Genomic DNA, 20,157 nt, shown 5'->3' with positions numbered 1-20,157 from the left:
GGTGAGGATGCGGGCATGACGGACGGGAGCGAAGAGGCCGGCGGCGTCTCCCGGGAGCGGCTGCTCACCGCGCTGCGCCGCGCGGAGCGGAAGCTGTGGTCGGGGCCGCTGCGGTCGGTCGGGGAGCGGCTGGCGGACGTGGCGGACGCCGCCGCCGGGGACCTGGACGGGTGGCCGGACTTCTACGGGGACGGCGTCGTGGAGCGGCTGGAGGAGCGGACCGCCGAGCTGCTCGGCCTGCCGGCCGCCGTGTGGTTCCCCACCGGGACGATGGCCCAGCAGGCCGCGCTGCGCTGCTGGGCGGCCCGCACCGGCGACCCCCGGGTGGCCCTGCACGCCGACTCCCACCCGGTGCGGCACGAGCGGGAGGCGCTGGAGCGGGTCGCGGGGCTGCGTCCGGTGCGGATCGGTTCCGAGCACACGCCCGTCACGGCCGAGGACGTCCGCACCCTCGACGAGCCGGTCGGCACCGTCATGCTGGAGCTGCCGCTGCGGGACGCCGGGTTCGTCCTGCCCACGTGGGAGGAGCTGACGCGGACGGTGGCGGCGGCCCGGGAGCGGGACGCCGTCGTCCACCTCGACGGGGCGCGGCTGTGGGAGTGCACGACGTGGTTCGACCGGCCGCTGTCCGACATCGCCGGGCTCGCGGACTCCGTCTACGTCTCCTTCTACAAGTCGCTGGGCGGGCTGTCCGGCGCCGCGCTGGCCGGTCCGGTGGAACTGGCCGACGAGGCCCGGGTGTGGCGGCACCGGTACGGCGGCTCGGTCTTCCAGCAGTGGCCCGCCGCGCTGACGGCGCTGCGGGGCCTGGAGCGGGAGCTGCCCCGGTTGCCGTCGTACGTGGCGCGGGCCCGGCTCGTCGCGGCGGCGCTGCGGTCCGGGTTCGCGGCGGCGGACGTGCCGTGGGCGCGGGTGCAGCCGCAGGAGCCACACACCCACCAGTTCCACGTGTGGCTGGCGGGTGACGCGGAGGCGCTGACGTCGGCCTCGCTGCGGCAGGCCGAGGAGACGGGGACCGCGCTGTTCGGACGCTGGACGGCGGCGGGGGCGCCGGGGCTGGCGCTCACGGAGGTCACCGTGGACGCCGCGGGCCTCGGCTGGAGCGCCGCGGACGTCCACGCGGCGCTCACGTCGTTCCTGACGTACGCGCCGCTCCGGTAGGGGGCGGGTCAGCCCCGGCCGGCGCGGACGAGGCCCGTCTCGTAGGCCAGGACGACCGCCTGCACGCGGTCGCGCAGGCCGAGCTTGGTGAGGATGCGGCCCACGTGCGTCTTGACGGTCGCCTCCGACAGGACGAGGTGGGCGGCGATCTCCCCGTTGGACATGCCCTGGGCGACGAGCAGCAGCACCTCGCGCTCCCGGTCGGTGAGGCGGGCCAGCTCGCGGTGCTCGGCGGCGTCCGCCGTGCCGGGGAGCATCGGGGAGAAGCGGTCGATCAGCCGCCGGGTGGTGGACGGCGCGACGACGGCGTCGCCGCTGTGCACGGCCCGGATGGCGTTCAGCAGCTCGCCGGGGGGCACGTCCTTGAGCAGGAAGCCGCTCGCCCCCGCCTTGAGGGCGGCGAAGGCGTACTCGTCGAGGTCGAAGGTGGTGAGGATGAGCACCTTCGGGTCTCCCGGGCCGCCCTCGCCCTCCTGACAGACGCGCCGGGTGGCCTCGACGCCGTCCATCACCGGCATGCGGATGTCCATGAGGACGACGTCCACGTGGGTGGTGCGCAGGGCGGCCAGGGCCTCGGCGCCGTTGCCCGCCTCGGCGGCGACCTCCATGTCGGGCTGGGCGGCCAGCACCATGCGGAAGCCGGTGCGGAGCAGTGCCTGGTCGTCGACGAGCATCACGCGGACGGTCATGGGTCGGTCCTCTTCTCAGCGGGGCGGCACGGGGGCCGCGGTGGGTGCCCGGGGCGTGGGCGTCAGGTCCGCCCGGCCAGCGGCAGCCGGGCGTGGATGCGGAAGCCGCCGCCGGGACGGGGGCCGGCCTCCAGGCGGCCGCCGACCATGCCGACGCGTTCGCGCATGCCGATCAGCCCGTGCCCGAGGCCGTCCGCGCCGCCCTCCTCGTACAGCTCCGCCTGGGAGCCGCGCCCGTCGTCCTCGGCCAGCAGGCTCAGCTCGTCGGTGCCGTAGGTGAGGCGGACGGTCGCCCCCACGTCGGGCCCACCGTGCTTGCGCGTGTTGGTGAGCGCCTCCTGCACGATGCGGTAGGCCGTCAGCTCGACGCCGCTGGGCAGCGGTCGGGGGGAGCCGTCGACGCGGAAGTCCACGGTGAGGCCCGTGCCGCGCACCTGCTCGACGAGCTCGGTGAGCTGGTCGACGCCGGGCTGCGGCACGTACTCGCCCGCCTCGCCGTCCTCGCTGGTGCGCAGGACGCCCAGCAGCCGCCGCATCTCGGCGAGCGCCTGCCGCCCGGTGCCGGAGATCGTCTCCAGGGCCTGCCGGGTCTGCTCGGGCGCGGTCTCCAGGACATAGGCGCCGCCGTCGGCCTGCACCACCATGACGGACACGTTGTGCGCGACGACGTCGTGCAGCTCGCGGGCGATGCGGGCCCGCTCGGCGGCCACCGCGACCTTGGCCTGTGCCTCCCGCTCCTTCTCCAGCCGCGCGGCGCGCTCCTCCAGCTGCACGTAGTAGGCGCGGCGGGTCCGCAGCGAGTCGCCCAGGACCCAGGCCAGCAGGAAGCAGACGGTCAGGAAGACCAGGCCGGCGATGGTGCTGAGGGAGCTGCCCTCCCCGGCGAAGAAGCGGAGGGCGGCCAGGGTGGGGGCGATGAAGGCCCCGACGAGCGCCAGCCGGGAGGCCCAGCGCACCGGCCCGGAGGCGACGGTGAAGACGATCACCAGCATCGCGAAGTCCGGCGGCACGGCGAAGACGTCGGTGACGAGCTGGGCCACGCCCGCGAGGGCGGCGAGCAGCAGCATCTGCTGCGGGCAGCGACGGCGCAGCCAGACGACGACGGCGAGCGCCAACGTGACGGGGATCGCGGCGAGGATCTGCCACTCCTCGAGCGCGCCGCCGTGGTCCCCGGCGGCGGCCTCGGCGACGAGCCACACGGCGGACATCATGAGCAGGCAGACGGCCCAGAAGCCGTCCACCCACATGGGATGTCTGCGGAGGAACTCGTAGAGCCGATGCACGTCACCCAGCGTAAACAGCCCGAAAGGCCGACGGGTCAACCGGAGGACCGATCCCTGCTACGTTCAACTACTTCCCAGGGTGGATACGGGGACGGCACGGGCCGGGCCCCGGCCCGGTGGACGGGCGTCGGAACCGATGTGGAAGGGAAGGCCCCGCGATGAGCGGCGCGAGCGATGCGGACGCGGGGTTCACGGGGTGGCGGGACGCCGCCGAGCGGGCCCTCTACGGCCCGGACGGCTTCTTCGTCCGCGAGGCCCCGGGCGCACACTTCCGCACCTCCGTGCACGCCTCGCCGCAGTACGCGGCGGCCGTCGCGGAGCTCCTGCTGCGGGTGGACGCCGAGCTGGGCGGGCCCCCGGAACTCGCGCTGGTCGACGTCGGGGCGGGGCGGGGCGAACTGCTCACCGGCGTGCTGGCCGCGCTGCCGCCCGGGGTGGCGGACCGGGTGCGTCCCGTCGCCGTGGAGCGGGCGGCCCGTCCGGCGGAGCTGGACGCACGGGTGGAGTGGCGGTCCGGGCTTCCGGAGGGCCGGCTGACGGGCCTGGTGTTCGCCAACGAGTGGCTGGACAACGTGCCCTGCGAGGTCGTCGAGGCGGACGGCGAGGGGCGCTGGCGCCTGGTGGAGGTGCGGGCGGACGGGGTGGAGCGGCTGGGCCCGCCGGTCGCCGGGGCGGACGCGCGGTGGCTGGCCCGGTGGTGGCCCGGCCCGTCGGAGCCGGGCCACCGCGCCGAGGCGGGCGGTCCCCGGGACGCCGCGTGGCGGGCGGCCGTCGGGGTGCTGGAGCGGGGGCTGGCCGTCGCCGTGGACTACGGCCACCTGCGGGCGGACCGGCCGCCGTTCGGCACCCTGACCGGCTACCGCGAGGGCCGCCCGGTGCTCCCGGTGCCGGACGGGTCGTGCGACCTGACGGCGCACGTCGCGCTGGACGCCTGCGCCGGGCCCCGGGCCGCACTGCTGCCGCAGCGCACGGCGCTGACCCGGCTGGGGGTGCGCGGCGACCGGCCACCGCTCGCCTCGGCGACCACCGATCCGGCCGGGTACGTGCGGGCCCTGGTGCGGGCCGGGGAGGCGGCGGAGCTGCTCGACCCGGCCGGGCTGGGCGGGCACCTGTGGCTCGTCGAGCCGGTGGGCACGGGCGACGTGCTGCGCTGAGCGGGGCCGTGCCGGGCACGGTCCTGAGGGGGGTCGTGCCGGGTCGGCGGGTGCTCAGGTCAGCCAGCGCTCCGGCCGGGCGGTGCGGCGTCCGGTACGGGAACGTTCCGCCTGAGCGGCGACGACGGCCGTGGCCTCCTCGGCGTCCCGCAGGCGCGCCACCACCGAGCCGTTCGCACCGTGGTCCACGTGGACGTCCGCCAGGCCGAGCCGCCGCTCCCACGGGCCCTGCGTGCGCCGCACGCTCTGCACCTTCGCGTGCGGCACCAGTTCCAGCACGCGCCGCAGCCGTCCGTGGCGGGTGACGAAGACGGCGTCGGTGACCCCGTGCGCGTAGCCGTGCCACCACACCGGCACCGCGAACCGCGCCCGGCGCGCCACGGGCCGGGCCGCCGCCACCGCCTCGGCCACGTCCACACCCGGCAGCACCGTGGCCAGCACGTGGGCGGCCACCGCCCGCTCCGCCACGGGCAGCAGCAGCGTGTCGCCGTCGTTGCCCGCGACGGCCAGCTCGACGCGCACCCAACCGCGCCGCCGCCACAGCAGCGGCTCCGAGATCCGCACGGCCTGCACCCGGCCCGGCGGCACGGTGGCGTGCTCCCGGTTCAGCAGCCCGTGGTCGAGGCGGACGCCGTCCGGGGACTCGGCGACCTTCCAGTCGTACTCGGACAGGTAGCGGCCCACGGTCGCCACCCACGCGCCGCCCACCATCGGCACCGCCGCCGCGAGGGCCGCGGCCGGGCTGCCGCTCGTCCACCACAGGAAGCCGGGGACGATGACCAGGGCCGCCAGGAACCCCCAGCCGCTGCCCATGAGCAGCAGCGCGACGGTGAGCATGCCCGGCGGTACCCGCACCAGCACCCGCTCCGGCGCCTCGCCCGCCTCGGGCGCCGCCTCGGGGGCGATCCCGGCGGCGCGGGCCAGCAGCTCGGCCCGCAGGGCGACGGCGTCGGCCTCGCCGAGGAACGCCAGCTCGTCCTTCTCGTTCGCCCCGACGACGTCCAGCTTCAGCTTGGCCACGCCCGCGACGCGGGCCAGCAGCGGCCGGGAGACGTCCACGGCCTGGATGCGGTCCAGCCGGATGTGGGCGACGCGGCGGAAGAGGACCCCGGTGCGGATGCGCAGCTCGGTGTCCGTCACCGCGTAGTGCGTCACCCACCACGAGACGAAGCCGTACCCGGCCGCCACCGGCACCACGACGGCGAAGGCCAGCGCCAGCCACCCGAGCGTCAGCGCCTCCACCCACTCCCGGGTGCGCTGGTAGTCCTGCACGGAGAAGACGACGAGCGCCGCGATGGGCGCCCACGCCCGGCGCCACGGCGTGATGGGGTGCAGCCGCCGCCCCTCCTGCGGCGCGACGTCCTTCCCCGACGTGCCCGGCTTCCCCGACGTTCCTGGCTTCTCCGACGGCCCGTCCGGCTCCCGCTCGGTACTCACAGGCCCGCCGAACGGGCCTCGCCCAGCTCGGTGAGGCGGTCCCGCAGCCGCTCCGCCTCGGCGGGCACCAGCCCGGGGACGGCCGCGTCCGTCGTGGCGGCGGCGGTGTGCAGCTGGAGACGGGCCAGCCCGTACCGGCGCTCCACCGGCCCGGAGGTGACCTCGACGAGCTGCATCCGCCCGTAGGGCACCACCGTCGTCTCCCGCCACAGCACGCCCCGGCTGATCAGCAGGTCGTCGGCGCGCTCCGCGTACCGCCAGGACCGCCAGTTGCGGCCCAGCGCGTACCAGCCCCAGGCGGCGACGGCGGGCCACGGCAGCGCGAACAGGGCCCAGGCCGGGCCGAGCGGCAGGGCCAGCGGCAGGGCGGTGGCGAGCGTCAGCACGCCCATGGTCGTCAGCAGCACCATGCGCCGCATGCTCAGCAGCGCCCGCTCGACGCCGCGCCACTCCGGCTTCTCGGGCTCCTCGGGCTCGAAGGGCCCGGTCGTCGGCGGCGACGCCGGGGCGTTCGGTGCCGCGCCTCCCGCCGAGGTGGGACGGGGTGCTTCGTCCGGTGCGTTCTCCGGTACGGGTGCCCCCGGCTCGGGGGGCTCCCCCGCCGGCCCGTGCTGCGCCTGCTCCTGCATGCGTCAAGGGTAGGCGGCGGCACCGGAGCGGCGGCCCGGCTGTCAGACTTGGCCCATGACGGAGACGACAGTCGGCATCGGAGGCGCGGCCGAGAGCACCGACATGGTGCTGAACATCGGCCCCCAGCACCCGTCCACCCACGGCGTCCTGCGGCTGCGCCTGGTGCTGGACGGCGAGCGGATCAGCGCCGCCGAGCCCGTCGTCGGCTACATGCACCGGGGGGCCGAGAAGCTCTTCGAGGCGCGCGACTACCGGCAGATCATCGTCCTGGCCAACCGGCACGACTGGCTCTCGGCCTTCTCCAACGAGCTGGGCGTCGTCCTCGCCGTCGAACGGATGCTCGGCATGGAGGTGCCCGAGCGGGCCGTGTGGCTGCGGACGCTCCTGGCCGAGCTCAACCGCGTGCTCAACCACCTCATGTTCCTCGGCTCCTACCCGCTGGAGCTGGGCGGCATCACCCCGATCTTCCACGCCTTCCGGGAGCGGGAGGACCTCCAGCACGTGATGGAGGAGCTGTCGGGCGGGCGGATGCACTACATGTTCAACCGCGTCGGCGGCCTCAAGGAGGACCTCCCGGCGGGCTGGACGGACCGGGCCCGCGCCGCCGTCGGCGCGCTGCGCTCCCGCATGGGCGTCTACGACGACCTGGTGCTCGGCAACGAGATCTTCCGCGCGCGCACCGAGGGCGTCGGTGTGCTGAGCCCCGCGGCGGTGCACGGCTACGGGGTGAGCGGGCCCATCGCCCGCGCGTCCGGCGTCGACTTCGACCTGCGCCGCGACGAGCCCTACCTCGCCTACGGGGAGCTGCGGGACGTCCTGCACGTGGTCACCCGGGACGGCGGGGACTGCCTGGCTCGCTTCGAGGTGCTGCTCGCCCAGACGCACAACGCGTTGGAACTGGCCGACGCCTGCCTGGACCGGCTGGCCGAGCTGCCCCCCGGCCCCGTCAACCAGCGGCTGCCGAAGGTGCTGAAGGCCCCCGAGGGCGCGACGTACGCGTGGACGGAGAACCCGCTCGGGCTGAACGGCTACTACCTGGTCTCCAAGGGCGAGAAGACGCCCTACCGGCTGAAGCTGCGCTCGGCGTCGTTCAACAACATCCAGGCCCTCACCGAGCTGCTGCCCGGCACGCTGGTCGCCGACATGGTCGCGATCCTCGGGTCGTTCTTCTTCGTCGTCGGCGACATCGACAAGTAGGGCGGGCCGACGGCTCAGGAGGCCCGGGCGGCCTCGCGCCGCGCGGCGGGGCGGGGGCCGCCGGCGCCGAAGTAGTCGAACCCGTCACCGCTGCCACCGTCACCGCTGCCACCGGTGTCCGTACCGCCGCCGTCCGCGCCGCCGTCGGCGGGGGCCGGGCGCGGCGCCGCGGCCTCGGAGCGGGCGGCCAGCAGGTCGAGCGCGGCGCAGGCCCTGCGGTAGGCGTCGGGGCCGAGGGCGGAGGCGGACCGGCCCGGCGGCAGCGCCTTCGCCGGTTCGGCGGCGGCGATGGCGAGCTGACGGCGGCCCTCCAGCGCCGAGGCGCGGTCGGTCTCCGCGTGGGCGTACCGGCGCAGCAGCGCGGCGTGTTCGGTGCGCAGCCGCTCGAACGCCTCCTCCGCGGCCCGCGCCTCCTCCTGAGCCGTCCGGCGCAGCGCGCGCGCCTCCTCCAGGTCCTCCTCCAGCTCGGCGCAGCGCTCCTCGACGCGCCACTCCAGGCTGCGGCGGGCGGCCTGGGCCTCGCCGAGGCGGCGGCCCGCCGTGCGGTCCCAGCCGCGCAGCAGGACGGCACCCGCGAGGGCGGTCGCCGCCGCGCCCGTGGCCAGGACGCGCGGCAACAGCCCGTCGGCGGCCAGCCAGGCGCCGCCCGCGCAGGTGAGCGCGGTCGCGGCGAGGGCCGCCGGGGCGAGCATCCGGTGCAGGGGTGGGGCCTGCCGGTGACGTCCTCGTGGCATGGCCCGGAATTTACCCTGCGTGGCGTTCGTCCGGGAGGGCGCGTGACGAATCGTTCTCCGGGGGTTATCCCGGCCGTACGCGCCCCCGCGGATCTTCCGGACCTACCGGAGGTTTTCGGACTCCAGGTAGGCGCGGGCGACGTCTGCGGGCTTCTGGCGCTCGGCGTCGACCTTGCGGTTCAGCTCGGTGAGGTCCTCCGTCGTCAGCACCTCGGTCAGGGAGTTGAGCGCGTCCGCGACGTCCTGACCCCCCGCGTCCTCGGTGTTGACGACCGGGACGACGTTGTCGGCGTTCTGCAGGCCCTGGTCGTCCTCCAGGAGGACGAGGCCGAACTGCTCCAGCGTCGCGTCGGTCGTCGTGGTGAGGACCATGTCGTTCTCGCCGTCGGCCACCGACTGCTTGGCCGGTACGGTGCCGACGCCCTTGGGGTCGAGCGCGGTGACGTCGATGCCGTAGGTCTGCTCCAGACCCGGCTGGCAGAAGGGCCGTTCGGGGCACTCGTCACCGGCGGCGAGGCGGATCCCCAGCCCCTGCTCGCCGACGTCGGTGAGCGTGCTGAGTCCGTTCTCCTCCGCGAAGTCGGCGCTCACGGCGAAGGCGTTCTGGTCGACGGCGTCGCCCGCTTCCAGCACGGTCAGCCCCCGCTGGTCCGCCAGCTCCTCCAGGGCCGCCAGGGTGGCCGCCACGTCGTTGCTCGCGACCGGGTTCTCGGCCGCCTCCGCGGCGCCGTTCACCTTCGCGTTCAGGAACTCGGCCAACGTCGCGGCGTACTCGGGGACGACGTCGATGTCGCCCTTCTCCAGGGCCGGTTCGTACAGCTCGCGGTTGGCGAGCTGCTGGACGCTGGTGTCGTACCCGGCCTCGGCCAGGACCTGGGCGTAGAGCTCGGCCATGATCTTCGACTCGGTGAACCCGGCCGACCCGATGACGAGGCTGCCCTTGCCGCCGCCGTCACCGCCGTCGCCGCTCTCCTCCTCCAGGCTCTCGCCGCCACAGGCCGTCAGGGCGGCGGCGAGCGCGGCGGCGGCGAGGACGGCGGTGCCGCGCGGACGTCGTGGGGTGCGGGAGGTTCTCACAGTGCTGCTCCTTCTCGTGGACGGCGGTGGTGCGGCGGTACGGCGGTGCGGCTCACGGCGTGGCCTGGTCGGCCCTGAGCGGTGCCGGCGCGCTCGTGGCGCGGGCGGCCCGGGCCCGGCCGCGCATCGGGTCGAGGAGGCGGTCGGCGAGGACGAGGACACCCTCCACCGCGAGCGCGAGCGCGGCGACGAGCACCGCGCCCGCCACGACCTGCGGCGTGTCGTACGTGCGGAAACCGGCGGTGATGATGCGGCCGAGTCCGCCCCCGCCCGGGAGCGCGGCCAGCGTCGCGGTCGCCACGACCTGCACGGCGGCCGAGCGGACGCCGGTCATGATCAGCGGGTAGGCGAGCGGGAGTTCGGTGCGCCACAGCAGCTGCCCGCCGGACATGCCCATGCCCCGCGAGGCCTCGACCACGCCCCGGTCGGCCTCCCGCATCCCGACGTAGGCGTTGGTCAGCAGCGGCGGCACGGCGAACAGGACGAGGGCGATGACGGTGGGCCACGCGCCGTGCCCGCCGAGCGGGGTGAGGCCGAGCAGGACCAGCACGGCGAACGTCGGGACGGCGCGGCCGACGTTGGAGAGGTTGACGGCGAGCGCGCCGCCCCGCCCGACGTGGCCCAGCCACAGCGCGACGGGCAGGGCGATGGCGCAGGCCAGGCCCAGGCAGACGCCGGTGAGGAACAGGTGCTCCCCGAGCCGCTCCCAGACGCCTCCCGGGCCGCTCCAGTTGGCTCCGTCCGTCAGCCAGTCCCAGGTGTCGGTCACCACGCCCATCTCAGGCCGCCTTTCCGAGCCGACGCGGCAGCAGGCCGCCCGGGAACGCCCGGCGGCGCGCGGCCCGTCCGGCGCGCGCCCAGGGCGTCAGCAGCCGTTGCAGGCCGAGCAGGGCGACGTCGAAGAGGACGGCGAGCACGACGCACAGCACGGACGCCGTCAGCACCTCCGCCTTGAAGAAGCTGTCCATGCCGCTGTAGATGAGGTTGCCGAGACCGCCGTAGCCCACGATGGAGCCGACGGTCGTCAGGGACACCGTCGAGACGGTGGCGATCCGCACTCCGGCCAGCACGCCGGGCAGGGCGAGCGGCAGTTCGACGCCGACGAGCATCCGCGCCGGCCCGTACCCCATGCCGCGCGCCGCCTCCCGCGTCTCCTCGGGCACGGAGGCGAGCCCGGCCAGGATGTTGCGGACCAGCAGGGTGAGCGAGTAGAGCACGAGCCCGGTGACGACGACGGCCGGTGAGAGCCCCAGGACGGGCAGGAGCAGGGCGAACATCGCCAGCGAGGGCACGGTGTAGAGGACGGTCGTCAGCCCCAGCACCGGCCCGGCCGCCGCACGCCAGCGCCGGGCCACGAGCGCCAGCGGGAAGGCGACGAGCAGCGCGACGCCGACCGAGGTGAGGGTGATCCAGATGTGCTGGACCGTCGCGTCGGTCAACTCCGGACCGCGCGTACGGACGTATTCCGCACAGATCCAGTCATTGGTGGACAGACAGCTTTCCGTCCCGGTCGTCATCACCCGGCGACCCTAACGCGCACGAGTGACAGAATGTCCAGCCGACGAACCGGTCGGCGAAGGGGTGGTGATGATCCGATTCGAACGGGTGACCAAGCGGTACCCGGACGGCACGACCGCCGTGGACGACCTGTCCCTCGACGTGGCCGAGGGCGAGCTCGTCACCCTCGTCGGCCCGTCCGGGTGCGGCAAGACCACGACGATGAAGATGGTCAACCGCCTCGTCGAGCCCACCTCCGGACGCGTCCTGCTGAACGGCGAGGACGTCGCCGCGTCCGACCCGGTGCGACTGCGGCGGCGCATCGGCTACGTGATCCAGCAGGTCGGCCTCTTCCCGCACCGAACCGTCCTGGACAACACCGCGACGGTGCCCGCGCTGCTCGGTGCGTCCAGGACGGCCGCCCGGCGCCGGGCGGCCGAGCTCCTCGACCTCGTCGGCCTCGACCCGGCCGTGCACGGCGGGCGCTACCCCGACCAGCTCTCCGGCGGGCAGCGGCAACGCGTCGGCGTCGCCCGCGCGCTGGCCGCCGACCCGCCCGTGCTGCTGATGGACGAGCCGTTCGGGGCCGTGGACCCGGTGGTGCGCGAGCACCTCCAGAACGAGTTCCTCCGGCTGCAGTCGGAGGTGCGCAAGACGGTGCTCTTCGTCACCCACGACATCGAGGAGGCCGTCCGGCTGGGCGACCGCATCGCCGTCTACGGCGCGGGCCGCGTCGAGCAACTGGACTCCCCCGCCCGCATCCTCGGCGCGCCCGCCACGCCCTACGTCGCGGAGTTCGTCGGCGCCGACCGGGGGCTGAAGCGGCTCTCCGTCACGCCCATCGAACCCGCCGACCTGGAGCAGCCCCCCGTCGTCCACCTCGACGACCGGCTCGACCGGGCCGCCGCCCGGCTGCGCGCCGACGACGCCCGCTGGGCCGTCGTCCTCGACGACCGGGACGCGCTGCACGGCTGGGTCGCTGCCGAGGCCCTGGCGGACGCGGCGGACGGCACCGCGACCGTGCGCGCCCACGCCCGCCGCATGGACGCGTGGCTGCCGCTCGGGGCCTCGCTCAAGCAGGCGTTCGCGACCATGCTGCAGTACGACGCCGGCTGGGTCGCCGTCCTGGACGGCGAGCGGTTCGCCGGGGTGCTCACCCCGTCCCGGCTGCACGAGGCGCTGCGCCGCTCCGTGGCCACCGGGGACGGCGACCGGCCCCGGGACACCGTCACGCTGGACAGCGTCCACCCATGACGGTGTCCGAAACCCGCCGGTCCGCTCGCTCCGGCGGGCGCAGACTGGAGCCGTGAACACCTACGCGCACCGCACCCACACCGTCCTGGACAGCCCCGTCGGCCCGCTGACCCTGGTGGCCGAGGACGGCGTCCTGTGCGGGGTCTACATGGAGGACCAGCGGCACCGCCCGGCGCGGGCGAGCTTCGGCGTGCCCGACCCCTCGGGCTTCTCCCGGGCCGTCGAGCAGCTGGAGGAGTACTTCGCGGGCGGCCGGACGGCGTTCTCCCTGCCGCTCGCCCTGCACGGCACCCCGTTCCAGCGGACCGTCTGGGCGGCGCTGACCGAGATCCCCTACGGCGAGACGGTCTCCTACGGGGAGCTGGCGCGCCGCATCGGCCGCCCCGGCGCCTCCCGGGCCGTCGGCCTGGCCAACGGCCGGAACCCGGTCGGCATCATCGTGCCCTGCCACCGCGTCGTCGGCTCGTCCGGCGGTCTCACCGGCTACGGCGGCGGTCTGGAGCGCAAGCGCCACCTCCTCGACCACGAGCTCCGCACCGCCCTCGTCCGAGCCGGTCAGCCGGAGGCGGACGACAGCAGCGGGCGTACGTCCCGCGCCGACCGGCCGGGGACGGACAGGTGCTCGGCCACGGTGTCCTCGGCCGGCTGCTCCACGGCGTCCCGGTAGGCGTCCGGGGCGACGGTCCGGCCCTCGAACTCGCCGGCCCCCACCGTCCCGCCGTCGTACGGGACGACCGCGTCCACGCCCACCGGTTCGGCCGTCCGTCCCTTCACCACGAGGGCGACGACGTAGCGGTGACCGGGCTCGATCCGGGGCGCGGCCTCGACGCCGGCCTCCCGGCGTCCGTCGCCGTCGGTGCCGTCGGCGCCGTACCAGCCGTCCACCCGCATCGTGACGTCCTTGGGCAGGGCGGGAGCCCCCTCGCGGGCCCACAGCCCCTCCGCGACCCGCGCCGTGACCGAGCGCCCGAGGCAGCCGAACGCGTCCGGGCCACCGCGCGGCTCCTCGCCCGTGACGTCGAGGACGACGACGTGGTCGGCGTGCGCCACCCAGTCCGCCGCCGAGGCGGAGGCCCGGACGGGGTCGTACACCGCACGGGGGACGAGTCGCGGCCCGGTGTCCGGGGAGGGCAGGGCCACGTACGCGGTGGCGGCGACCGTGGCGGCGGAGGTGAGGCCCAACAGGAGGCGGGTGCGTGCAGGCTGCATGCCCCTACGACCGACGGACCGCCCGTGGGGTTGCCCCCGGGCGGGTGCGGGTCAGGAAACGGTCGCGGTGGAGGTCGGGTCCTCGTCCTCCGGCAGGCGGCAGATGTGCTGGAGCCACAGCGCGACGGCGACGACCCCGGCGGCGGTGACGACGGAGAGTCCGGCGTACAGGGCCTGGTCCCGGCGCGGGTCGACCTGGAAGAGGTCGGAGGTCAGCAGGAAGAGCCCCGTGCCGCCGTAGACCCCGGCGGCGAGCGCGCCGACGAGGGCGCTCGCCTGGCCGAAGAGCACGGCGCGGGCCGCCATCATCGGCTCCACACCCCGGGCGCCGGGCCGCCGTTCGCGCTGGGCCTTCAGCCGGGACCGCAGCGAGAGGGCCGTGGCCAGCAGCACGGCCGCGATGCCGCCGAGGACGACCGGGGCCAGTACCGGGACGGCGGGCAGCGAGCCCAGGTTGTGCCACAGGCGCGCACCGGCCCAGGCCGGCACCCCGCTCGCCAGGAAGACGCCGACGAGGGTGCGGAGACGAAGCTGCTTCACGGGGGTTCCGGCCTCCGGCGGGCTATTCGGGCAGGACGAGGGCGACGTCGGTGCGGACGGTGACGCCCTCCCGGGGGACACCGCGCAGCAGGTCGCCCACCCGTCCCACCCCCGGCACCTCGGCCTCCGGGTCGACGTCGTGCCACGGCACGAGCACGAAGGCGCGCTCGTGGGCGCGCGGGTGCGGCAGCGTCAGCCCCGGGTCGCCGGAGACGACGTCCTGGTAGGCGACGATGTCGACGTCGATGGTGCGCGGGCCCCAGTGCTCGGAGCGCTCGCGCTGGAACGCCTCCTCGATCGCGTGCCCGCGCTCCAGCAGCGACGCGGGGGGCAGCGTCGTCTTGATGAGGACCACGGCGTTGAAGTACGAGGGCTGCGACTGCGGGTCCACGCCCCAGGGCTGCGTCTCGTAGACCGGCGAGACGGCCTTGACCCGGACACCGGGGGTGTCCTCCAGGGCGTCGACGGCTCCCTGGAGGGTCTCCAGGCGGTTGCCGAGGTTGCTGCCGAGGGAGATCACGGCGCGCTGGGGGTTCGCCAGCGTGGAGTCGGCGGCGTCCACCTGCCGCACCACGGAGGCCGGTACCGGCTGCACGGTGGGGTCACTGTTCGGCGTCATGAGCGGCTCCGCTTGATGGTGATGGTCACGTCGTCGAAGGGCACGGTGATGGGGGCCTCCGGCTTGTGCACGACCACCTCCACCTCCCGCACCGCGTCGTGGCTGAGGCACTGGTCCGCGATCCGCTGGGCCAGCGTCTCGATGAGGTCCACCGGCTCCCCCGTGACGATCGCGTGGACCTCCTCGGCGACGACGCCGTAGTGCACGGTCTTCGCCAGTTCGTCCCCCGCGGCGGCGGCCCGGGTGTCCACGGCCATGTCCACGTCTACGACGAAGAGCTGGCCCTCGGCGCGTTCGTGCTCGAAGACCCCGTGATGCCCGCGCGCCCTCAGCCCGCGTACGGCTACCCGGTCCACGCGTGCGTCACCCCGTCCGCCTCTCTCGTCCTGCCGTCCGTGTCGTTCGTCCGGTGGTGCCGTGTCCGCCGCGGCGTGCCGGAGCACGGACGCCCAGCGGCACCGCGTCGAATCTACCCGCGCCGACCCCGCGCCCGTGCTCGCGGGGGCCCACAGCGAGGCCGACCGGGCGCGTCTACCCCTAACCGACCGCACGAACGCCGGTATTCCCCGCTTCCACCCCTGTGGGTGACGGCCGGAGCGTTTCCGACGACCCGGCCGTCAGTCCGCCGGGCCGCCGGAGTGCTCCGGCCCGTCGCCCCGGGCGTCCTCGTCCAGGCCGCCCTCGGCGTCGTCCTCGCCGGTGATGACCGGGGAGCCGTGGTGCGACCAGACGCGCCAGGCGCCGTCGGTGTCCCGGCGGAAGACGTTGGTGGCCACCACCAGACCGCCCACCAGCTCCCCCGCCGACCCGTCGGCCTCGGCCGGGCCGCCGCTGAGGATGTTCTCGGTGCACGTCACCAGCGCGGCGTCACCGACGACGGAGACCTCCACGTCGGTGAGGAAGAACTGGATGTAGTCCGTGTTGGCCATGATCAGCGCGTAGGACCGCAGCACCTCGCCCCGGCCGCGCAGCACCGGCCAGCCCGGGTGCACGACGCTGACGTCGCCCTCCAGCCACAGCTCGGCCAGCGCGTCGTAGTCGCCGCTCTCCACCGCGTCGTACAGGGCCGTGTTGGCCGCTTCCACCTCCTGGAGGACGGCCTCCGCGTCCTCCCCCGACAGCCCCTCGCTCACCGGGCGGCCCGCTCGACGGCGTGCGCCACCCGGACGGCGTCGGCGCTGGCCCGGACCTCGTGGACGCGGACGGCCCACGCGCCGTCCCGCGCCGCCAGGGCGGTCACGGCCGCCGTGGCGGCGTCCCGCTCCCGGGCGGGCGGCGGCGTCGCCCCCGGCTCACCGGCCAGCACGCGGCCGAGGAAGCGCTTGCGGGAGGCGGCGACCAGCAGCGGCCGTCCGAGCTCGGCGAGCTCCCCCAGCGCCGCGACGAGCGCGAGGTCGTGCTCGGCGTTCTTCGCGAAGCCCAGGCCCGGGTCCACGACGATGCGTTCGGCGGCGATGCCGCCCGCCACGGCCCCGTCGAGCGCGGCCCGCAGCTCATCGGACACCTCGCGCACGACGTCGCCGTAGACCGCGCGGTCGTTCATGTCGGCCGACTGTCCGCGCCAGTGCATGACGACGAACGGCACCCCGGCCTCGGCGACGACCGGCACCATGCGGGCGTCGGCACGGCCCCCGCTAACGTCGTTGACCAGCCGCGCCCCGGCCGCGACGGCCCGCTCCGCGACGGAGGCGCGCATCGTGTCGACGCTCACCAGCACGCCCTCGCCGACGAGGCCGCGCACGACGGGCAGCACCCGCCGCAGCTCCTCCTCCTCGTCCACGCGCTGCGCGCCGGGGCGGGTGGACTCGCCCCCGACGTCGACGAGGTCGGCGCCCTCGGCCGTCAGCTCCAGGCCGCGTTTGACGGCGGCGGCCGGGTCGAAGAAGCGGCCGCCGTCGGAGAAGGAGTCCGGGGTGACGTTGATCACGCCCATGACCGCGCAGCGGTCCCACCTCGGGAGGCCGGACACGCTTCTCCGTGGACGCCGGTTCGCACTCATGCGTCCAGCGTATGTGCTCCCCCGGAGCGGGCCGCCGCGCCGGGTGCGGCGGCGGCCGGCGCGCGGCTCAGCGGGCCATGATCAGGCTCATGGCCTCCGAGCGGGTCGCCGCGTCACGGAGCTGGCCGCGCACGGCGGAGGTCAGCGTCTTGGCGCCGGGCTTGCGCACCCCCCGCATCGTCATGCACATGTGCTCGCACTCGACGACGACGATGACGCCGCGCGGTTCGAGGATGCGCATCAGCGAGTCGGCGATCTGCGTCGTCAGCCGCTCCTGCACCTGCGGGCGGCGGGCGTAGACGTCCACCAGCCGGGCCAGCTTGGAGAGACCGGTGATCTTGCCCTCGGCCGACGGGATGTAGCCGACGTGCGCGAAGCCGACGAAGGGCACCAGGTGGTGCTCGCAGGAGCTGAGCACCTCGATGTCCTTGACCAGCACCATCTCGTCGTGCCCGAGGTCGAACGTCGTCGTCAGGACGTCCTCGGGGCGCTGCCACAGCCCGGCGAATATCTCCTGGTAGGCCCGGGCGACGCGGGCCGGCGTCTCGCGCAGGCCCTCCCGGTCCGGATCCTCGCCGACGGCGATGAGCAACTCGCGGACGGCGTTCTCCGCCCGCTTCTCGTCGAACTCACCGATCTCGCCGTCTCCTGCCAGCCTCACCGGGTCGGTCATGGGTCTGCCTCGTTCCTTGCCTGTGCGCGGTGCTCACGTCCGCACCGTTCGAATACACGCACGAAAGCGTCCGCGCCCCTCAGGGTAGAACCCGAGGGGCGCGGACGGCATTCCGGGGCGGCACGGCCCGCACACTCAGCTCTCCGTGCGGCGCTCCGCCTCGGAGGGGGCTTCGACGGGGCCGATCTCCTTGCCCTTCTCCAGCACCGGGGCGCTGCCGTTGGTGACGGCCAGCTCCTTCGGTGTGGACACCGGCGGGCGGCTCGACGGCGTGCGCCGGGTGGACCCCGTCCACGCCGGGCGGGCCGGACGCTTGACGATGTGCCGGAAGATCTCGGCGATCTCCTCCTTGCCCAGCGTCTCCTTCTCCAGGAGCGCGAGGACCAGGTTGTCGAGCACGTCGCGGTTCTCGACCAGGATCTCCCACGCCTCGTTGTGCGCGGTCTCGATCAGCTTCTTGACCTCTTCGTCGACGAGGCCCGCGACCTCTTCGGAGTAGTCCCGCTGGTGGGCCATCTCCTTGCCGAGGAAGGGCTCGGACTGGTCGGAGCCGAACTTGATGGCACCGAGACGTTCCGTCATGCCGTACTTCGTGACCATCGCACGGGCCGTCGCCGTCGCCTTCTCGATGTCGTTGGCGGCGCCGGTCGTCGGGTCGTGGAAGACCAGCTCCTCGGCGGCCCGGCCGCCGAGCATGTAGGCGAGCTGGTCGAGCATCTCGTTGCGCGTGGTCGAGTACTTGTCCTCGTCGGGCAGGACCATGGTGTAGCCCAGCGCCCGGCCCCGGGACAGGATGGTGATCTTGTGCACCGGGTCGGAGTTCGGCGAGGCCGCCGCGACCAGGGCGTGCCCGCCCTCGTGGTACGCGGTGATCTTCTTCTCCTTGTCGCTCATGATCCGGGTCCGCTTCTGCGGCCCGGCCACGACACGGTCGATCGCCTCGTCGAGGTACTTGTTGTCGATCATCTTCGCGTTGGAGCGGGCGGCGAGCAGCGCCGCCTCGTTCAGCACGTTGTTCAGGTCCGCACCGGTGAAGCCCGGGGTGCGACGGGCGACGGCGCCGAGATCGACGTCCTGGGCGACCGGCTTGCCCTTCTGGTGCACCTTCAGGATCTCCAGGCGGCCCTGCATGTCCGGGCGGTCGACCGCGATCTGGCGGTCGAAGCGGCCGGGGCGCAGGAGCGCCGGGTCCAGGATGTCGGGGCGGTTGGTGGCGGCGATGAGGATGACGCCGCCCTTGACGTCGAAGCCGTCCATCTCGACCAGGAGCTGGTTCAGCGTCTGCTCGCGCTCGTCGTGGCCGCCGCCCATGCCGGCGCCGCGGTGGCGACCGACGGCGTCGATCTCGTCGACGAAGACGATGGCCGGGGCGTTCGCCTTGGCCTGCTCGAAGAGGTCGCGCACCCGGCTGGCGCCGACACCGACGAACATCTCGACGAAGTCGGAGCCGGAGATCGAGTAGAAGGGCACGCCCGCCTCACCGGCGACGGCCCGGGCGAGCAGCGTCTTACCGGTACCGGGCGGGCCGTAGAGCAGCACGCCCTTGGGGATCTTCGCGCCGACGGCCTGGAACTTCGCCGGCTCCTGGAGGAACTCCTTGATCTCGTGGAGCTCCTCGACGGCCTCGTCCGACCCGGCCACGTCCGAGAACGTGGTCTTCGGCGTGTCCTTGGTGATGAGCTTGGCCTTCGACTTCCCGAAGTTCATCACCCGGGAGCCGCCGCCCTGCATCTGGTTCATCAGGAACAGGAAGATCACGATGATCAGCAGGAACGGCAGGAAGGAGAAGAGCATCCCGACGAACGGGCTCTGCTCCTTCGGCGAGACGGTGTAGCCCCCTTCGAGCTGACCGTCCTGGTACTTGGCCTGCAGGTCACGGGCCAGCTCGACGCCCTGGTCGTCGATGTAGCTGGCCTTGATCTTGTCGCTGTCCTCGACCTTGACGTCGTCCTTGAGCTCAAGCTCGACCGTCTGTTCGTCGCCGGTCGTCAGCTTGGCCGACTCGACCTGGTTCTCTCGGATCGCCTTGACCACTTGGCCGGTGTCAACGGTCTTGTAGCCCTCGGATGACCCGACGACCTGCATCAACACGACCACAGCGAGGACGGCCAGCACGATCCACATGACCGGCCCACGGAAGTATCGCTTCACGTCCATCCATACGAGGCGGTGACGCCCCGTCCCTCCTGCCATCGTGAGTTGAAAAGACCGACCTTCGGACGGTACCCCAGCATTGTCCCCCACCGCTCGCGGGCGTGGTAAAGAGAGCCGCCCTCGCCTGCTCCAACGGAGAGGGCGGCTCCGGTGTTCCCGGCGGCCCGCACGGCCTGCTCACGGCCCACCGGGAGCGCCCGCGCGGCGGCCGACGTTCTCAGCCGCCGTAGACGTGCGGGGCGAGCGTGCCCACGAACGGCAGGTTGCGGTACTTCTCCGCGTAGTCCAGGCCGTAGCCGACGACGAACTCGTTCGGGATGTCGAACCCGACCCACTTGACGTCGATCGCGACCTTCGCGGCGTCCGGCTTGCGCAGGAGCGTGCACACGTTGAGCGACGCGGGCTGGCGCGAACCGAGGTTCGACAGCAGCCAGGACAGCGTCAGCCCCGAGTCGATGATGTCCTCGACGATCAGGACGTGCTTGCCCTGGATGTCGGTGTCCAGGTCCTTCAGGATGCGCACCACACCGGACGACTGGGTGCCGGCACCGTAGGAGGACACCGCCATCCAGTCCATCGTGACGGGCGTCGACAGACACCGCGCCAGGTCCGCCATCACCATCACGGCGCCCTTGAGGACGCCGACGATGAGCAGGTCCTGCCCCGCGTACTCCCTGTCGATGAGCTCGGCCAGCTCGGCCAGCTTCGCGTCGATCTCTTCCTTGGTGACGAGTACCGACTTGAGGTCGGTGCCCATGTCCTTGTCGTCCACCCTGCTGCTCTCGCCTCGTGGTTCGCCGGACGCCCGGTCGCCCTGGGGGCGCCTCCCAGCACCGGCCGGGGAGACCGC

At 74.1% G+C, this 20,157-nt stretch carries 22 protein-coding genes; 5 read left to right on the top strand and 17 right to left on the bottom strand.

What is annotated here, in order from left to right; translation table 11 throughout:
• Positions 1-15: 15 nt before the first annotated feature.
• A complete protein-coding gene (locus V6D49_RS15240; protein WP_340560269.1) occupies positions 16-1,161 on the top strand; it encodes a threonine aldolase family protein in 1,146 nt (381 codons plus the stop codon).
• 8 nt (positions 1,162-1,169) lie between these two features.
• On the opposite strand, the gene V6D49_RS15235 is transcribed toward V6D49_RS15240, so the two are convergent.
• Together V6D49_RS15235 and V6D49_RS15230 are read right to left on the bottom strand one after the other, a co-directional pair.
• Positions 1,170-1,850, bottom strand: a complete 681-nt coding sequence (locus V6D49_RS15235) for a response regulator transcription factor (RefSeq protein WP_340560268.1) — start codon at positions 1,848-1,850, stop codon at positions 1,170-1,172.
• Between the two features lie 62 nt (positions 1,851-1,912).
• Positions 1,913-3,133 carry a sensor histidine kinase gene (locus V6D49_RS15230; RefSeq protein WP_340560267.1) on the bottom strand — a complete coding sequence of 407 codons (1,221 nt, stop codon included), beginning with the start codon at positions 3,131-3,133 and terminating at the stop codon, positions 1,913-1,915.
• 158 nt (positions 3,134-3,291) lie between these two features.
• On the opposite strand from V6D49_RS15230, the gene V6D49_RS15225 reads away from it, so the two are divergent.
• Positions 3,292-4,287 carry an SAM-dependent methyltransferase gene (locus tag V6D49_RS15225; RefSeq protein ID WP_340560266.1) on the top strand — a complete coding sequence of 332 codons (996 nt, stop codon included), beginning with the start codon at positions 3,292-3,294 and terminating at the stop codon, positions 4,285-4,287.
• Between the two features lie 54 nt (positions 4,288-4,341).
• Here V6D49_RS15225 and V6D49_RS15220 read toward each other — a convergent pair whose 3' ends face one another.
• Together V6D49_RS15220 and V6D49_RS15215 are read right to left on the bottom strand one after the other, a co-directional pair.
• Positions 4,342-5,724, bottom strand: a complete 1,383-nt coding sequence (locus V6D49_RS15220; protein ID WP_445330528.1) for a PH domain-containing protein — start codon at positions 5,722-5,724, stop codon at positions 4,342-4,344.
• Positions 5,721-6,353 carry a PH domain-containing protein gene (locus V6D49_RS15215; RefSeq protein ID WP_445330527.1) on the bottom strand — a complete coding sequence of 211 codons (633 nt, stop codon included), beginning with the start codon at positions 6,351-6,353 and terminating at the stop codon, positions 5,721-5,723. The genes V6D49_RS15220 and V6D49_RS15215 overlap by 4 nt, the downstream gene beginning before the upstream one ends.
• A 55-nt stretch (positions 6,354-6,408) precedes the next feature.
• On the opposite strand from V6D49_RS15215, the gene V6D49_RS15210 reads away from it, so the two are divergent.
• A complete protein-coding gene (locus tag V6D49_RS15210) occupies positions 6,409-7,551 on the top strand; it encodes an NADH-quinone oxidoreductase subunit D (RefSeq protein WP_340560265.1) in 1,143 nt (380 codons plus the stop codon).
• A 14-nt stretch (positions 7,552-7,565) separates the two neighbouring features.
• Here the strand turns inward: V6D49_RS15210 and V6D49_RS15205 are convergent, their stop codons facing one another.
• The 4 genes from V6D49_RS15205 to V6D49_RS15190 form a co-directional block, all read right to left on the bottom strand.
• Positions 7,566-8,285, bottom strand: a complete 720-nt coding sequence (locus V6D49_RS15205; protein WP_340560264.1) for a hypothetical protein — start codon at positions 8,283-8,285, stop codon at positions 7,566-7,568.
• Between the two features lie 102 nt (positions 8,286-8,387).
• Positions 8,388-9,362 carry an ABC transporter substrate-binding protein gene (locus V6D49_RS15200; protein WP_340560263.1) on the bottom strand — a complete coding sequence of 325 codons (975 nt, stop codon included), beginning with the start codon at positions 9,360-9,362 and terminating at the stop codon, positions 8,388-8,390.
• 52 nt (positions 9,363-9,414) lie between these two features.
• The gene (locus V6D49_RS15195; protein WP_340560262.1) at positions 9,415-10,140 is read right to left on the bottom strand and encodes an ABC transporter permease; all 726 of its coding nucleotides are present in this window, start codon (positions 10,138-10,140) and stop codon (positions 9,415-9,417) included.
• A 1-nt stretch (position 10,141) separates the two neighbouring features.
• A complete protein-coding gene (locus tag V6D49_RS15190) occupies positions 10,142-10,879 on the bottom strand; it encodes an ABC transporter permease (protein WP_340560261.1) in 738 nt (245 codons plus the stop codon).
• Between the two features lie 70 nt (positions 10,880-10,949).
• Between V6D49_RS15190 and V6D49_RS15185 the strand changes: the two genes are divergently transcribed.
• Both V6D49_RS15185 and V6D49_RS15180 read left to right on the top strand, forming a co-directional pair.
• Positions 10,950-12,113, top strand: coding sequence for an ABC transporter ATP-binding protein (locus V6D49_RS15185; protein WP_340560260.1), 1,164 nt, complete (start codon positions 10,950-10,952; stop codon positions 12,111-12,113).
• A 52-nt stretch (positions 12,114-12,165) separates the two neighbouring features.
• Positions 12,166-12,780: a methylated-DNA--[protein]-cysteine S-methyltransferase gene (locus V6D49_RS15180; protein ID WP_340560259.1), complete on the top strand. Its 615-nt coding sequence runs from the start codon at positions 12,166-12,168 to the stop codon at positions 12,778-12,780.
• On the opposite strand, the gene V6D49_RS15175 is transcribed toward V6D49_RS15180, so the two are convergent.
• The 9 genes from V6D49_RS15175 to hpt form a co-directional block, all read right to left on the bottom strand.
• Positions 12,669-13,322 (bottom strand): hypothetical protein, encoded by a 654-nt coding sequence (locus V6D49_RS15175; RefSeq protein ID WP_340560258.1) that lies wholly within the window; start codon positions 13,320-13,322, stop codon positions 12,669-12,671. The genes V6D49_RS15180 and V6D49_RS15175 overlap by 112 nt on opposite strands.
• 51 nt (positions 13,323-13,373) lie before the next feature.
• The gene (locus tag V6D49_RS15170) at positions 13,374-13,862 is read right to left on the bottom strand and encodes a DUF3180 domain-containing protein (protein ID WP_340560257.1); all 489 of its coding nucleotides are present in this window, start codon (positions 13,860-13,862) and stop codon (positions 13,374-13,376) included.
• A 22-nt stretch (positions 13,863-13,884) separates the two neighbouring features.
• Positions 13,885-14,481: a 2-amino-4-hydroxy-6-hydroxymethyldihydropteridine diphosphokinase gene (gene folK, locus V6D49_RS15165; RefSeq protein WP_340560256.1), complete on the bottom strand. Its 597-nt coding sequence runs from the start codon at positions 14,479-14,481 to the stop codon at positions 13,885-13,887.
• Complete coding sequence (gene folB / locus V6D49_RS15160; protein ID WP_191209452.1) at positions 14,478-14,837, bottom strand: dihydroneopterin aldolase; 360 nt, start codon at positions 14,835-14,837, stop codon at positions 14,478-14,480. Before folB ends, folK begins: the two co-directional genes overlap by 4 nt.
• Before the next feature lie 261 nt (positions 14,838-15,098).
• Entirely contained in the window at positions 15,099-15,614 is a 516-nt protein-coding gene (locus tag V6D49_RS15155) for a nuclear transport factor 2 family protein (RefSeq protein WP_340560255.1), read from the bottom strand.
• Entirely contained in the window at positions 15,611-16,480 is an 870-nt protein-coding gene (gene folP / locus V6D49_RS15150; RefSeq protein WP_340560254.1) for a dihydropteroate synthase, read from the bottom strand. The genes V6D49_RS15155 and folP overlap by 4 nt, the downstream gene beginning before the upstream one ends.
• Positions 16,481-16,547: 67 nt before the next feature.
• Positions 16,548-17,153 (bottom strand): GTP cyclohydrolase I FolE, encoded by a 606-nt coding sequence (gene folE / locus V6D49_RS15145; protein WP_340560253.1) that lies wholly within the window; start codon positions 17,151-17,153, stop codon positions 16,548-16,550.
• 135 nt (positions 17,154-17,288) lie between these two features.
• Positions 17,289-19,310 (bottom strand): ATP-dependent zinc metalloprotease FtsH, encoded by a 2,022-nt coding sequence (gene ftsH / locus V6D49_RS15140; protein WP_340560252.1) that lies wholly within the window; start codon positions 19,308-19,310, stop codon positions 17,289-17,291.
• Between the two features lie 214 nt (positions 19,311-19,524).
• The gene (gene hpt, locus V6D49_RS15135) at positions 19,525-20,064 is read right to left on the bottom strand and encodes a hypoxanthine phosphoribosyltransferase (protein ID WP_340564038.1); all 540 of its coding nucleotides are present in this window, start codon (positions 20,062-20,064) and stop codon (positions 19,525-19,527) included.
• Positions 20,065-20,157 lie beyond the last annotated feature (93 nt).

The sequence above is a fragment of the Streptomyces sp. GSL17-111 genome (genome assembly GCF_037911585.1).
Lineage (GTDB): Bacteria > Actinomycetota > Actinomycetes > Streptomycetales > Streptomycetaceae > Streptomyces.
This window is presented reverse-complemented; position numbering and strand designations above follow the sequence as displayed.

Excerpts from the sequence above, each read along its gene's own strand:
- V6D49_RS15235 (WP_340560268.1), bottom strand. The coding sequence starts at position 1,850 with ATGACCGTCCGCGTGATGCTCGTCGACGACCAGGCACTGCTCCGCACC.
- V6D49_RS15210 (WP_340560265.1), top strand. The coding sequence starts at position 6,409 with ATGACGGAGACGACAGTCGGCATCGGAGGCGCGGCCGAGAGCACCGAC.
- V6D49_RS15215 (WP_445330527.1), bottom strand. The coding sequence starts at position 6,353 with ATGCAGGAGCAGGCGCAGCACGGGCCGGCGGGGGAGCCCCCCGAGCCG.
- V6D49_RS15240 (WP_340560269.1), top strand. The coding sequence starts at position 16 with ATGACGGACGGGAGCGAAGAGGCCGGCGGCGTCTCCCGGGAGCGGCTG.
- V6D49_RS15175 (WP_340560258.1), bottom strand. The coding sequence starts at position 13,322 with ATGCAGCCTGCACGCACCCGCCTCCTGTTGGGCCTCACCTCCGCCGCC.
- folE (WP_340560253.1), bottom strand. The coding sequence starts at position 17,153 with ATGACCGACCCGGTGAGGCTGGCAGGAGACGGCGAGATCGGTGAGTTC.
- ftsH (WP_340560252.1), bottom strand. The coding sequence starts at position 19,310 with ATGGACGTGAAGCGATACTTCCGTGGGCCGGTCATGTGGATCGTGCTG.
- V6D49_RS15185 (WP_340560260.1), top strand. The coding sequence starts at position 10,950 with ATGATCCGATTCGAACGGGTGACCAAGCGGTACCCGGACGGCACGACC.
- V6D49_RS15195 (WP_340560262.1), bottom strand. The coding sequence starts at position 10,140 with ATGGGCGTGGTGACCGACACCTGGGACTGGCTGACGGACGGAGCCAAC.
- V6D49_RS15225 (WP_340560266.1), top strand. The coding sequence starts at position 3,292 with ATGAGCGGCGCGAGCGATGCGGACGCGGGGTTCACGGGGTGGCGGGAC.
- folK (WP_340560256.1), bottom strand. The coding sequence starts at position 14,481 with ATGACGCCGAACAGTGACCCCACCGTGCAGCCGGTACCGGCCTCCGTG.
- V6D49_RS15205 (WP_340560264.1), bottom strand. The coding sequence starts at position 8,285 with ATGCCACGAGGACGTCACCGGCAGGCCCCACCCCTGCACCGGATGCTC.
- folP (WP_340560254.1), bottom strand. The coding sequence starts at position 16,480 with ATGAGTGCGAACCGGCGTCCACGGAGAAGCGTGTCCGGCCTCCCGAGG.
- V6D49_RS15190 (WP_340560261.1), bottom strand. The coding sequence starts at position 10,879 with ATGACGACCGGGACGGAAAGCTGTCTGTCCACCAATGACTGGATCTGT.
- hpt (WP_340564038.1), bottom strand. The coding sequence starts at position 20,064 with ATGGGCACCGACCTCAAGTCGGTACTCGTCACCAAGGAAGAGATCGAC.